This is a genomic window from Rothia nasimurium (assembly GCF_928381415.1).
Taxonomy (GTDB): domain Bacteria; phylum Actinomycetota; class Actinomycetes; order Actinomycetales; family Micrococcaceae; genus Rothia; species Rothia nasimurium_H.
The window spans coordinates 66,391-79,004 of the sequence record NZ_CAKMSF010000002.1 but is presented as its reverse complement, the minus strand read 5'-3'; the positions used below and the strand labels follow the sequence as shown (position 1 = coordinate 79,004).

14 protein-coding genes are annotated in these 12,614 nt (G+C 62.0%); 11 read left to right on the top strand and 3 right to left on the bottom strand.

Annotated elements, in window-relative coordinates:
- Positions 1-29 precede the first annotated feature (29 nt).
- From rimP to L7A20_RS02195, 9 genes are all read left to right on the top strand, one after another.
- Entirely contained in the window at positions 30-629 is a 600-nt protein-coding gene (gene rimP, locus L7A20_RS02235; RefSeq protein ID WP_237222267.1) for a ribosome maturation factor RimP, read from the top strand.
- 136 nt (positions 630-765) lie between these two features.
- On the top strand, positions 766-1,806 hold the full coding sequence (nusA, locus tag L7A20_RS02230) for a transcription termination factor NusA (RefSeq protein WP_237222266.1): 1,041 nt from the start codon (positions 766-768) through the stop codon (positions 1,804-1,806).
- A 169-nt stretch (positions 1,807-1,975) separates the two neighbouring features.
- A complete protein-coding gene (locus tag L7A20_RS02225) occupies positions 1,976-2,221 on the top strand; it encodes a YlxR family protein (protein ID WP_336603566.1) in 246 nt (81 codons plus the stop codon).
- A gap of 229 nt (positions 2,222-2,450) precedes the next feature.
- Positions 2,451-5,327, top strand: coding sequence for a translation initiation factor IF-2 (infB, locus tag L7A20_RS02220; RefSeq protein ID WP_237222265.1), 2,877 nt, complete (start codon positions 2,451-2,453; stop codon positions 5,325-5,327).
- Positions 5,328-5,551: 224 nt separating this feature from the next.
- Positions 5,552-5,989 (top strand): 30S ribosome-binding factor RbfA, encoded by a 438-nt coding sequence (gene rbfA, locus L7A20_RS02215; RefSeq protein ID WP_185173286.1) that lies wholly within the window; start codon positions 5,552-5,554, stop codon positions 5,987-5,989.
- A 3-nt stretch (positions 5,990-5,992) separates the two neighbouring features.
- Positions 5,993-7,036, top strand: coding sequence for a tRNA pseudouridine(55) synthase TruB (truB, locus tag L7A20_RS02210; protein ID WP_237222264.1), 1,044 nt, complete (start codon positions 5,993-5,995; stop codon positions 7,034-7,036).
- 6 nt (positions 7,037-7,042) lie between these two features.
- Entirely contained in the window at positions 7,043-7,417 is a 375-nt protein-coding gene (locus L7A20_RS02205; RefSeq protein ID WP_237222263.1) for a hypothetical protein, read from the top strand.
- A 95-nt stretch (positions 7,418-7,512) separates the two neighbouring features.
- Positions 7,513-7,935 (top strand): hypothetical protein, encoded by a 423-nt coding sequence (locus L7A20_RS02200; protein WP_237198492.1) that lies wholly within the window; start codon positions 7,513-7,515, stop codon positions 7,933-7,935.
- An 80-nt stretch (positions 7,936-8,015) separates the two neighbouring features.
- Complete coding sequence (locus L7A20_RS02195; RefSeq protein WP_237222262.1) at positions 8,016-8,972, top strand: bifunctional riboflavin kinase/FAD synthetase; 957 nt, start codon at positions 8,016-8,018, stop codon at positions 8,970-8,972.
- Positions 8,973-9,183: 211 nt separating this feature from the next.
- On the opposite strand, the gene L7A20_RS02190 is transcribed toward L7A20_RS02195, so the two are convergent.
- The 3 genes from L7A20_RS02190 to L7A20_RS02180 are packed head-to-tail and all read right to left on the bottom strand — an operon-like array spanning position 9,184 to position 11,267.
- Positions 9,184-10,008 carry an aldo/keto reductase gene (locus L7A20_RS02190; protein ID WP_237222261.1) on the bottom strand — a complete coding sequence of 275 codons (825 nt, stop codon included), beginning with the start codon at positions 10,006-10,008 and terminating at the stop codon, positions 9,184-9,186.
- A gap of 36 nt (positions 10,009-10,044) precedes the next feature.
- Positions 10,045-10,806, bottom strand: a complete 762-nt coding sequence (mtnN, locus tag L7A20_RS02185; protein ID WP_237222260.1) for a 5'-methylthioadenosine/S-adenosylhomocysteine nucleosidase — start codon at positions 10,804-10,806, stop codon at positions 10,045-10,047.
- The gene (locus tag L7A20_RS02180; RefSeq protein ID WP_237222259.1) at positions 10,785-11,267 is read right to left on the bottom strand and encodes an S-ribosylhomocysteine lyase; all 483 of its coding nucleotides are present in this window, start codon (positions 11,265-11,267) and stop codon (positions 10,785-10,787) included. Before L7A20_RS02180 ends, mtnN begins: the two co-directional genes overlap by 22 nt.
- Positions 11,268-11,531: 264 nt before the next feature.
- Between L7A20_RS02180 and L7A20_RS02175 the strand changes: the two genes are divergently transcribed.
- Positions 11,532-11,834 carry a hypothetical protein gene (locus L7A20_RS02175; protein WP_237222258.1) on the top strand — a complete coding sequence of 101 codons (303 nt, stop codon included), beginning with the start codon at positions 11,532-11,534 and terminating at the stop codon, positions 11,832-11,834.
- Between the two features lie 312 nt (positions 11,835-12,146).
- Complete coding sequence (rpsO, locus tag L7A20_RS02170) at positions 12,147-12,416, top strand: 30S ribosomal protein S15 (protein WP_135012745.1); 270 nt, start codon at positions 12,147-12,149, stop codon at positions 12,414-12,416.
- Positions 12,417-12,614 lie beyond the last annotated feature (198 nt).

Here is a 12,614-nt window from a genome sequence, read left to right as displayed (position 1 = left end):
CTACCCCTAGACACCAGGAGCTACGCGCGATGGCATCACCCAAAGCCAGTAAAAAGGACGCCCCCAACGCCCGCGAGCGCCGGGCTGCTGCCCGTGCTGAGCAGGGCATTACCCAGAAGGCCCCCGCCGGTAGCTTTGTGAGCGTCGAGGGCGTACGTGAGGCCGTCACTCGGGTGGTGGAGCAGGAGTTCAAGCTGGTGCTGGAGAAACTGACCGCTAAGGGCAGCGGCGCTAACCGCACCCTAGAAATCGTGGTGGACTACCCCGAAGACCGTACCGATGCCCTGTCTCTCGATACCATTGCTGAGGTTTCCCAGGCCCTGTCAGCCGCTCTTGATGATGCTGATGACGGTGAAGTGCCCTACTCTCTTGAGGTGTCATCGCGCGGTGTGACCAGCCCCCTGACCGAAACCCGCCACTGGAAACGCTCAATCGACCGGCTGATTGAAATTACCGAAGCCGGGGGAGAGAAGTACCTGGCCCGCCTGGACTTCGTCACCGACGAGGGGCCGGTTGTTCGCCGCAAGAAGGAAACCAAGAAGGGGCAACCCGAAAGCTACCGCGACGCCGTCACCCTACCCTGGGGCACAATTTCTGCTGCAAAGGTAGAAATTGAATTCAACCGCTAGCAAGTAATCGCTAGAATATAAAGACAAGACCACAACTCAATACTTTTGAGGCAGCGCGCCGTAGGTGCGCGAACATACACCGCAAGCGGTGCCGGAGCTTTTTGCCCCGGCACCGTGTTACACGGAAGGGCCAACCATGGACATTGATTTGAGCAACCTCCGCCTGCTCGAAAAAGAGCGCGACATCTCAATCGACAACCTGATCCCGATGATTGAGAGCGCCATCCTGCTGGCCTACCAGAAGCAGCCCGGTGCCATCCGTGGCTCACGTGCAGAGCTTGACCGCACCAGCGGTAAGGTCACTATCTGGGCCCCCGAGCTCGATGAGAACGACCAGCAGATCGGTGAGTTCGACGATACTCCCAATAACTTTGGTCGTATCGCGGCTTCTACCGCCCGCCAGGTCATCCAGCAGCGTCTGCGCGATGCCCAGGATTCAGCCGTGCTCGGTGAGTTTAAAGACCGCGAAGGTCAGCTGATTTCAGGCGTTATTCAGCAGGGCCCCAACCCCCGCATGATCCACGTCGACCTCGGCACCCTTGAAGCTGTTCTCCCTACCGCCGAGCAGGTACCCGGTGAGCGCTACACCCACAACACCCGCATCCGCGCCTACGTACTAGAAGCCAGGCGTGGTCCCAAGGGTCCCTCCATCGTGCTTTCCCGCTCCCACCCCAACCTGGTGCGTCGCCTCTTTGAGCATGAGGTTCCCGAAATTGCCGATGGCTCAGTTGAAATCATGGCCATTGCCCGCGAAGCCGGCCACCGCACCAAGATTGCTGTACGCGCTACCAAGCCCGGTGTTAACCCCAAGGGCTCGTGCATCGGCGAAATGGGCGCCCGAGTTCGCGCGGTGATGGGTGAGCTCAACAATGAGAAGATCGACATCGTTGACCACTCCGAGAGCCCCGAAGAGTTCATTGCCGCAGCTCTCTCACCAGCTAAGGTCAGCGAAGTCACCGTCACCGAACGCAAGACCTTCTCTGCCCGTGCTATCGTGCCCGATGACCAGCTTTCCCTAGCCATCGGCAAGGAAGGGCAGAATGCCCGTCTGGCCGCTAAGCTCACCGGCTGGCGTATCGACATCATCTCAGCCTCCAAATACGAAGCCGCAATGGCAGCAGCCCGAGCAGCCCAGGAAGAAAGCGCTGAAGAAGCACCCGAATCTGACGCTGAATAAGAGAGCTGACTAACATATTTGCCGTTAGCCCCCGCAAGGGGGCTAAACTGGTCTATAGAGGTCACATCACTATAGAGTGCTCATGACTGGTCAGCAGCCAGCCATGCCTGCCAGCTCGCGCTAATGAGCTGGCAGTAAACAGGTCAACAACACGAAGGGAGCGCCCCAGCTGCACACCCCCGTCCGCACCTGCATCGGCTGCCGAACCACAGCACCTGCCCATGACCTCGTCCGTATTGCCCTGACCCAGACTGAACCACCGCGTGCAGTCTTTGACCGGGCCAAAAACCTCCCGGGGCGTGGAGCCTGGCTCCACCACACACCCGAATGCCTTGCCCAAGCGCTTAAGAAAAACGCGCTCGCCAGGGCTTTTAGAACCCGGGTCGAAGCCAATGAACTGGTGATCCCAGCATAATGGGGCACCGGTTCAACCCCGCCAGGGGTGGCGAACCAACAATGTCAACGAGTTTGACGACTTACTGTGTACGAAAGCGAGTCAGAAAACTGATGGAAACCCGATGAGTGCCGCGCAATGAGTACTTTCCTGTGCTCGCCCACCGGCAAAAACCCAGCTGCAACCCAGCTGACACCTCATACAAACTGAAGGTTCGCCCCTGTTCGGTGCGAACCAGAACAGGAGAAAAGTGGCTAAGCCCCGCGTTCACGAGATCGCTAAAGAACTCGGAATCCCCTCAAAAGAAGCTGTCGCAAAGCTTCAGGAACTTGGCGAGTTCGTCAAGGGTGCATCATCTACCCTTGAACCGCCCGTTGTAAAGAAACTCCGCGCCGCCTTCCCCAAGGCTGCCGCCTCTGCTGAGGCTCCCGCAGCCGAGAAGAAGGACGCCGCAGCCCCCAAGGCAGCAGCTCCCAAGCCCGGTGCATCCGCACCCAAGCCTGGCGCAGGTGCTCCTAAGCCCGGTGCCGCAGCTCCCAAGCCTGCCACCCCGGCAGCTCCTGCTGCCCCCAAGCCCGCAGCAGAGCCCGCCCCCGCCGCTGAGAAGAAGGAAGCCGCCGCTAAGCCCGCTGGCCCCCGCCCCGGCAACAACCCCTTCTCAACCACCCAGGGCATGTCTGCTCCTAAGCCGGCAGCTCCCAAGCCCGCAGCCCCCAAGCCTGCTGGCGCTAAGCCCGGCCCCCGCCCCGGCAACAACCCCTTCGCCCCCTCACAGGGCATGGGTAAGCGCAACGACCGCAATGACCGCGGCGAGCGTTCAGGCGGTCCCCGCCCCGCAGGCGGCCGTAACGCCCGCGGTAATAACCCCGGCGGCCCCCGTCCTGCCGGTGCAGGTGCCGGTGGCCCCCGCCCCGCAGGCGGACGCAACAACGCCCCCCGCCCCGCAGGCGCAGGTGCCGGTGGCCCCCGTCCTGCCGGCGGCGCACCCCGCCCCGCACCCGCAGGTGGCGGCAACCGCCCCTCACCCAACATGATGCCCACCAAGATGAGCGGTAACGTCGGCGCCCGTGGCGGTGCCGGTGCCCCCGCAGGTGGCGGCCCCCGTCGCGGCTCAGGTGGCCCCGGCGGCGGTAACGGTGGCGGCGGCTTCAACCGCGGCCCCGGTCGCGGTGGCCCCGGTGGCGGTCGCGGCAACGCCCAGGGCGCCTTCGGTCGCGGTGGCGGTAAAAAGAAGAAGGGCAAGACTAAGTCAGCTCTGCGTCGTGAAGAGCAGCTGCGTCAGCCTACCATCGGTGGCGTAGCCGTACCCCACGGCGACGGTACCACCGAGATCCGTATGCGTCGCGGTGCCTCACTGATGGACTTCGCCGAGAAGATTGGCGCAAACGCCGCAGCCCTGGTGACCGTCCTGATTCACCTGGGTGAAATGGCAACCCAGACCCAGTCCCTCGACGAGGACACCTTCGAGCTGCTCGGCGCTGAACTGGGTTACGTCATCAAGATTGTTTCCCCCGAGGACGAAGAGCGCGAACTGCTCGAATCCTTCGACATCAACCTGGCTGCCGAGGCCGAGGCTGAGGACGACGAAGTACTTGAAGTACGCCCGCCCGTTGTGACCGTCATGGGTCACGTCGACCACGGTAAGACCCGTCTGCTCGATGCCATCCGCAACACCAACGTCATCGACGGTGAAGCCGGCGGCATTACCCAGCACATCGGTGCTTACCAGATCCACACCGAGGTCGATGGCGAAGAGCGCTACCTGACCTTCATCGACACCCCCGGTCACGAGGCCTTTACCGCCATGCGTGCCCGCGGTGCCAAGGTCACCGACATCGCGATCCTGGTAGTCGCCGCGGACGACGGCGTTATGCCCCAGACCGTTGAAGCCCTCAACCACGCCCAGGCCGCAGGCGTACCGATCGTTGTTGCCGTCAACAAGATCGATAAAGAAGGCGCTAACCCCGACAAGATCCGCGGTCAGCTCACCGAATACGGCCTGGTACCCGAAGAATACGGTGGCGACACCATGTTCGTAGAAGTCTCAGCCCGCCAGGGTAAGAACATCGACGAACTGCTCGCAGCCGTCACCCTGACCGCCGACGGCGCCCTCGAACTGAAGGCTAACCCCAACAAGGAAGCCCGCGGCGTAGCCATCGAAGCTAACCTCGACAAGGGCCGCGGTGCCGTCACCACCGTCCTCGTCCAGTCCGGTACCCTGCGCGTCGGCGACGCCATCGTCGCAGGCTCCGCCTACGGCCGCGTCCGCGCCATGTTCGACGAAAACGGCAACAACGTCGAAGAAGCCGGCCCCTCACGCCCCGTGCAGGTACTCGGCCTCAACACCGTGCCCCGCGCAGGCGACACCTTCCTCTCCACCGAAGAAGAACGTACCGCCCGCCAGATCGCCGAAAAGCGTGAAGCAGCCGACCGCAACGCCCAGCTGGCCAAGCGTCGCAAGCGCGTCACCCTCGAATCCTTCGACGCCGCAGTGGCAGAAGGCAAGATGGACACCCTCAACCTCATCATCAAGGGCGACGTTTCCGGTGCTGTTGAAGCCCTGGAAGAGTCCCTCATGAAGATCGAGGTAGGCGGCGACGAAGTTCAGCTGCGCGTCATCCACCGCGGCGTAGGTGCTATCACCCAGAACGACGTCAACCTGGCAACCGTCGATAACGCAATCATCATCGGCTTCAACGTCCGCCCCGCCGAACGCGTGGCAGAACTAGCCGACCGTGAAGGCGTAGAAATGAAGTTCTACTCCGTCATCTACCGCGCTATCGAAGAAGTCGAAGCAGCCGTCAAGGGCATGCTCAAGCCCGAATACGAAGAAGTCGAACTCGGCTCCGCCGAAATCCGCGAAGTCTTCCGCTCCTCCAAGTGGGGCAACATCGCAGGCTCCATCGTCAAGACCGGCATCATCAAGCGCAACTCCAAGGCCCGCCTGGTGCGCGACGGTGCAGTTGTCGCCGACAACCTCACCATCGAATCCCTGCGCCGCTTCAAGGACGACGCCACCGAAGTACGCGAAGGCTACGAGTGTGGTATCGGCCTGGGCTCCTTCAATGACATCAAGGAAGGCGATGTCATTGAAACCTGGGAGATGCAGGAAAAGCCCCGCGTCTAGGCTTCTACCTGGTTGATATTAAGGACGTCGGCGGGCGGGGCGCCCCACCCCCCGGCAACCCTTAACGCCAGACCCGGCCAGCCGGCTCTGGGGCCCCCCGCCCCGCCGGGTATGCCGGGTACATAACCTAGCAATCACGCTAAGGCACCCTAGGGTTCGCGCTTGCTGCCCCTGGGGTGCCTTTACACTTAAACATAGAAACCTCTCTAGAGAAGGAGAACATCATGGCAGATCCGGCACGCGCCGCCCGCCTAGCCGACCGCATCAAGGTCATCGTTGCCCAGGCCCTCGAACGCCGCATCAAAGACCCCCGCCTCGGCTTCATCACCGTCACCGACGCCCGCGTCACCAACGACCTCCAGCACGCCACCATCTACTACACCGTCTTCGGCTCCGAAGAAGAGCAGGCTTCTACCAAGGCTGCCCTCGAATCAGCCAAGGGCATCCTGCGCTCAGAGGTCGGCAAGAACATCACCGCGCGCCTGACCCCCACCCTCACCTTCGTGCCCGACGAAGTACCCGTCAACGCAGCCCACATCGAAGACCTGCTGCGCAAGACCAAGGAGCGCGACGCCGAACTGGCCGCCGCCCGCGAAGGCGCCGAATACGCCGGTGGCGAGGACGCCTACAAGAGCACCGAAACCGAGGAAGACGAAGCCTAAACCGTGGCCAAGAAAGCACCCACCGGGCCCTCGGGCCTCATCGTCGTTGACAAACCCGCCGGACTCACCAGCCATGACGTGGTCTCCAAAATGCGGTGGATCGCCGGCACCCGCAAAGTCGGGCACGCCGGCACCCTCGACCCCATGGCCACGGGGGTGCTCATCCTTGGCGTCAACAAGGCAACCCGCCTACTCACCTGGGTCGTAGGGGAAACCAAGACCTACACCGCCACCATCCGCCTCGGCGTCTCAACCCTCACCGACGACGCGGACGGCGAAGCCACCGCCGTCGCTAACAACGGCGCGTTGGATAGTATCAGCGAGGACGCCATCAGGCAGCACATTGCCGCCCTCACCGGCGATATCATGCAGGTACCCTCCGCCGTCTCGGCCATTAAAGTCAACGGGGTACGCTCCTACGCCCGCGTGCGCTCAGGGGAAGAAGTCGAACTCGAAGCCCGGCCCATCACCGTGCACTCCTTCGACCTGCACGAGGCTCGCACCGCCACCGCCATTTATCAGCTAGGCGAAGAAGAGCTGAGCACCAGCGTCCTCGACCTCGACGTCACCGTCGTCTGCTCAGCAGGCACCTACATCCGCGCCCTAGCCCGCGACCTCGGCGCAGCCCTAGGAACCGGCGCCCACCTCACCGCCCTGCGCCGCACAGCCATCGGCGAAATCCACGCCGAAGACGCCCTCACCCTCGACGAACTCATCGCTGGGCGAGAAGCAGAACAGGCAGCCCCCCTGCTACCCATCGAAGAAGCAGCCCGCCGCCTCTTTGCCGTCCGCAACCTCACCGCAGCCGAAGCCACCGACCTCGCCAACGGCCGCCGCATCACCCCCACCGAAGGCAGCCCCGCCACCACCGCGCCCAAAACCGGCTCCACCGGCGGGCACGACAAACCCACCACCACCGGCCTCACCGCCGCCTTCGCCCCCAACGGCACCCTCGTCGCCATCATCGAAAACACCCGCTTCCGCCGCGAAAACGTAGCCGCCCCCGTGCTCGTCTTCGAAGCCGGAACAACCTTCAAGGAAAACTAACCCGTCATGATGATCGCCGGACTCGACCTCTGGTTCTGGGCCATAACCGCGCTCGGCCTAGCCTCCTTCCTCATCTGCCTCACCCGCTTCCTGCGCGGAGCAGCCCCCGACGACTGGTCCCAAGGCTCCGTTATTCTCCTTGAAGCCTTCCTCATCATCTACCTGATCGGCTCCATTGTAATGCAGGTCACAACAGACGGCCCCAGTGGCGACTGGCTCGAATACTACGGCTACCTGCTCACCGCCATGATTATCCCCGTCGGCACCTTCATCTGGTCACTCTCCGAACGAACCCGCTGGTCAACCCTGGTACTGGGGCTAACCGGGCCGGTGCTGATTATCATGGTGCACCGCATGAACATGCTCTGGTACTACTATTAGGTCGATGCGCTGGAAAATGACAGAATGAGCGCAGGGCGTGCGCTCTCGCCGACTCAAGAGCAGCACCAACATTGCTTGGGAGATGGAAGAAGACAATGAATCAAACACAGAACAAAGCCTCCGCTACAAAAAATAGCGGCTTTGGTCGCCTACTCGTCGTCATCTACGGCGTCTTTACCCTGTCGGCCGGGGCACGGGCCCTCTACCAGGTCATCCGCAAGTTCGATGAAGCCCCGCTGTCTATCAGTCTCTCAGCACTTTCAGCCCTCATCTACCTGGTTGCCACCATCGCTTTGGCTAAGAAGGGGGAGGGGGCCTGGAAAATCTCCCTGGCCGCCGTCAGCATCGAAATGGCCGGCGTGCTCCTCATCGGCGTCTTCTCCTACCTGCAACCCCAGCACTTTGAACTGGCCTCTGTCTGGTCCCACTTCGGATCCGGTTACGGCTACATCCCCCTGATCCTGCCCATGGTAGGTCTCTGGTGGCTCAACAAAACTCGCCCCAGTCGCACCCGCTAACCACCGGCGTCCGCCTGGCCTCAGCAGAAGGCCCCAAATACGCGTAGTATAGACACGAAGCAACCCAACCGAGGAGCACAGTGAAGCGCTTTACCGATCTCGCCCAGATCCCCGCCGACTTCGGCCCCACCGTGGTCACCATTGGCAACTTCGATGGCGTGCACATCGGCCACCAAAAAGTGCTCTCCACCCTGGTCAACACCGCTAAAGTGCACGATCTTTCCTCTGTCGCCGTCTCCTTCGACCCCCACCCCGCTCGCGTCCACGGACCAGCCGGGGTACACATCGAAATTATGGGGCAGGACGGCCGCCAGCAGATCCTTGCCGACCTCGGCGTCGACTACTACCTGCTCCTGCACTACAACCTAGCCTTCGCCGCCCAAACCCCCGAAGAATTCGTCAAACGAACCTTCGTCGATGCCCTCAAAGCCAAATTCGTGGTCATAGGCGATGACGTCCGCTTCGGCACCAACAACTCCGGCGACCTCAACACAATGAAGGAACTCGGCCAAAAATACGGCTTTGAGGTACTCGTCGTTGAAGACCTGCTTGCCCACGACGACCGCCGTTGCTCATCGACTTCCATCCGGCAGTTGCTCGCCGAAGGGCGGGTGCGCGATGCCGCCTCTATTCTGGGCCGCAACCACTACATGAGCGGCGAAGTCGTGCACGGCGCTGCCCGCGGCCGCGAACTCGGCTTCCCCACAGCCAATATGGACGTCGACTCCATTGGCCTCGTACCCGGCGACGGGGTCTACGCAGGCTGGCTGATTGACGAGGCCGGAACCCGCCACCCCGTTGCCGTATCGGTGGGCACCAACCCCACCTTCGAAGGCATCACCACCCGCCAGGTCGAAGCCCACGTCATCGGCCGCCCCGAAGAGAAGGTAGAAGACTTCAACCTCTACGGGCAACACGTCACCCTAGAATTCGTCGACTACCTGCGCGGCATGGTCGCCTACACCGGCGTCGAAGCACTCATTGAGCAGATGCACGCCGACGTTGAACAGGCCAAGACCATTCTCGGTATCGGCTAGAGAACATATAAAAAGTTCCCGGGATAAGAACTCTTATTCCGGGAACTTCTTTATGTGGGATCCTTGCTCTTGCGGGAAAAGGTAGGAAGGGCGGCAGGCTCACAGCGAAGCTGCTGGCTCGGGGCTGGCGTGAATCGCCTTGTGAGCGCTAGCGAACCGGGCGAGAGGGTCGGCAGCGAGCGTGAGGCTGCTGCCTCTCCTCCGTCTCTTCCTACATTTCTTCGTGGGTATTCGGGTCAAACCCGCGACCCACGCCAGCTTCGAGTGCATCGATGCGGGCGACCTGGTCGTCGGTGAGTTCCCAGTCGAAGACCGCCAGGTTTTCTTCCATGCGCAGGGTGTTGGAGCTCTTGGGCAGGGGCACCAGGTTCTTCTGGACCTCCCAGCGCAGAATCACCTGCGCTACGGTTTTACCGGTCTCGGCGGCGATGGTCTCGAGAGCGGCGTCCTTGAGCAGGTCAGTTTTGCGGCCCAGGGGCGACCAGCACTGGGTGAGAATGGCGTGGTCGAGGTTGTAGGCCGCCCAGTCCTGTTTCTGGGAGTAGGGGTGCAGCTCGATCTGGTTGATGGCGGGGGTTACGCCGGTTTCTTCAATCAGACGGTCGATGTGCTCGGGCAGGAAGTTAGAGACGCCAATGGACTTGACCAGCCCTTCTTCCTGGGCCTTGATAAGTGCCCGCCAGGTATCGACGTAGAGGCCCTGGGAGGGGTTAGGCCAGTGGATTAGGTAGGCATCTAGGTAGTCGAAACCCATACGGCTCAGGGTGCCTTCGAGGGAGCGCAGGGCGGCATCGTAGCCGTGGTCGCGCCCCGGCAGCTTGGACTGCACGAAGATTTCATCGCGCGGGGTGCCTGAGCGCAGCACGCCGCGGGCAACGCCCACTTCGTTCTCGTAGTTCACCGCAGTGTCGATCAGACGGTAGCCGCGGGCGATGGCTTCAGAGACAGCGATTTCGGCATCTACGTTATTGAGCGGGTAGGTACCTAGCCCTAGGGGAGGGATAGAGGTGCCGTCGCGCAGGGTATGGTTTTGCATTGGTTTTCCTCTCGGGTGGAGTGGGGCGGACGCGGGCTAGCGGCTGAGCAGGTCAAGCACCAGGGTGGCACTCCGCTCGGCCACGATGGGGGCGTCCATGTGGAAGTCCTGGTCGGCAGCCGGACCGCAGAGGTCAGAGATACCGCGCACCGCAATGAAGGGCAGGGAACGGCTGGAGCTAATCTGGGCCAGGGCGGTGGTTTCCATGTCGGTGGAAAGCGCCTGGGGGAAGAGCTGGCGGGTGTCTTTGACGTTGTGGGCGGTAACAAAAGACCCACCGGCCAGCATCTGCCCAAAGAGGGCGCTGCCTTCACCGGTGTAGGCCGCTGCGGCAGCGCGGGCCTTCTCAACCAGCGCCGGGTCGGTGGCGTAGGTTGCGGGCATGCCGGGAACCTGCCCGAACTCGTAGCCGAAGGCGGTGGCGTCCGCGTCCGTGTAGGTGTAGTCGGTGCCGATAGCCAGGTCGCCCACATTCACGTCGGCGCGCAGGCCGCCGGCGGTACCGGCAGACACAATGACGCGCGGGGTAGGCACCAGCGCCAGGGCGGCAGTCAGGGCGCTAGCGGCATTGACCAGGCCAATCTTGGAGCGCACCAGCAGAATCTTCAACTCGTCAGTACCGGTGGCAAGCACCCGGGGGTAGAAGACAGCCTCACCCAGGGCATAGCCCTCACCGACCGGATCGGTCATGCTCAGGAAAGGGGCGGCTTCTTCATCCATGGCTACCTGCACGATAGCGGCACTCTCAAAGCCAGAAGGGAGCGCAAAAGCCGACACTAGGCCATCACCTGCTCCCACTCGTCCTTCTTCTCCACAAAAGCACGAACCGCAGCCTGGGCCTCTTCCAAGGAGTGGTTAGCGCCCCAGCCACACTGAACCTCGTTAGCGGCCGGAACCTCATCGGCCTGCAGCAGGTCATTCATCGTAGCCTCAAGAATCTGCATAAAATCGTCAGGCTCGACACCCAGGGTCAGGGCGTAGAAACCGGTCTGGCAGCCCATGGGGGAGAAGTCAATCAGAGCGTCGGTGTGATTACGCATGTGGTGGGCGGTCATATGCTCAATCGAGTGAACCGCCTTCATTCCCAGGTGTCCCTTGTTCGGCTGGGTGAAACGCACGTCGTACTTAATCAGGACGTCCCCGCCCGGCAGGGTCTTACGGTCAGCTACGCGCACGTAGGGCGCCGCCACAGCGGTATGATCCAGGTCGAAAGACTCAACATTAGTCTTCTGCTTCTCAAAATTCTCAGTGATTTGCATGCTTACTATTCTCCCAGGCTCAGGGCACAAGCGCTAGCTGCGGAGTAATCTACTTACTGTAGGCTGATTTGAACTAGCTCAACCCAACCCCAGCTCACACCGGCTAGACCGTTGGCGCGGCTAAGGCGCCCCTGAAAGCCGACGTGGAACGGGGCTGGCGGTGAATCACGGCGAGCCCTCCAGGGCGAGACGTGAGAGCGGTTGTCGGCGCAGGGGCGCCTTTCGCGCCTTTTACCTAACCAAGAAGATTGTGGAGTGTAAACCATGAACGTACTGATTCCCACCGCTGCTGCCTCAGCCGGCCTCATGGGCGGTTACAAAGTCGCCCGCGTGACCAAGGTCCGCGCCCTGGGCGGAGTCGCCCTAGCCGCCGGCGGTGCCGCAGCCTTTGCCGGTTGGCAGAAGAATGCCGGAACCGGCACCGCTGCCGCCCTCACCGCCGTTTACCTGGGGGCCTTCGGCTACTCCCACGCCCTGCACAAGAAGATTGGCCCCTGGCCCGCTGTGTGCGCCGTTACCGGTGCTACCGCGCTCGCTTCCCTGGCCTTCGGCCGCGAAAAGAAGTAGGAAGGGGAGCCCTCCCCGCCGGCTTGACCAAGTTTGTACCATGCCCTGCCCGCAAGCGGTACTAAAAATGGGCCGCGCGTGGTACAAACTGGTGTTGCGGGCATGGCCAATAGAGCGGAGCAGGTGAGCAAGCTACCACCGGGGCCTCTCTTCCCGGTAGCTGGCTTGTACTGTAGAGTTGACTATGCATGTGACTGCAGTCCGTGGCAGTTACCTGCAGCGGCCAAGCCGCCCACCGGCGTCCTTGCCCCTCAACCCGGCAGCAAAAATGTTGACCGGGCCGCACACGGCACTAACTCTAGGAGTTAACCCATGGCTCTTGATCCCAAGATCAAGCAGGAAATCATGAAGGAATACGCAACCCACGAAGGTGACACCGGTTCACCCGAGGTTCAGGTTGCAGTTCTGACTCGTCGTATCACCGACCTGACCGAACACCTCAAGTTCCACAAGCACGACCACCACTCACGTCGTGGTCTGATGATTCTCGTTGGTCGCCGCCGCAACCTGCTCGGCTACCTCAAGAGCGTCGACATCGAGCGTTACCGCGCCCTCATCGAGCGTCTCGGTATCCGCCGATAACACAAGGTTTGTGAGCGTGAGGGCGACACCGCAACCCGCGCATCCGGCATAATAGCCGGACGCCGCTGGTCGGGGGTGACGCCCTCACCCACACCTACCACCCACAGAATAGAAATAAGTCGCCGCGTGCTTTGACGGTCCTCGGTAGCGGTTTACAGAAAGCCCCATTGGCGGGGTCTGTGAGCCTCAATCGATGAC

Coding starts and splice junctions, on each gene's coding strand:
- L7A20_RS02205 (WP_237222263.1), top strand. CDS start 7,043: ATGATGATCGCCGGACTCGACCTCTGGTTCTGGGCCATAACCGCGCTC.
- rimP (WP_237222267.1), top strand. CDS start 30: ATGGCATCACCCAAAGCCAGTAAAAAGGACGCCCCCAACGCCCGCGAG.
- L7A20_RS02180 (WP_237222259.1), bottom strand. CDS start 11,267: ATGCAAATCACTGAGAATTTTGAGAAGCAGAAGACTAATGTTGAGTCT.
- L7A20_RS02175 (WP_237222258.1), top strand. CDS start 11,532: ATGAACGTACTGATTCCCACCGCTGCTGCCTCAGCCGGCCTCATGGGC.
- L7A20_RS02200 (WP_237198492.1), top strand. CDS start 7,513: ATGAATCAAACACAGAACAAAGCCTCCGCTACAAAAAATAGCGGCTTT.
- rpsO (WP_135012745.1), top strand. CDS start 12,147: ATGGCTCTTGATCCCAAGATCAAGCAGGAAATCATGAAGGAATACGCA.
- rbfA (WP_185173286.1), top strand. CDS start 5,552: ATGGCAGATCCGGCACGCGCCGCCCGCCTAGCCGACCGCATCAAGGTC.
- L7A20_RS02190 (WP_237222261.1), bottom strand. CDS start 10,008: ATGCAAAACCATACCCTGCGCGACGGCACCTCTATCCCTCCCCTAGGG.
- nusA (WP_237222266.1), top strand. CDS start 766: ATGGACATTGATTTGAGCAACCTCCGCCTGCTCGAAAAAGAGCGCGAC.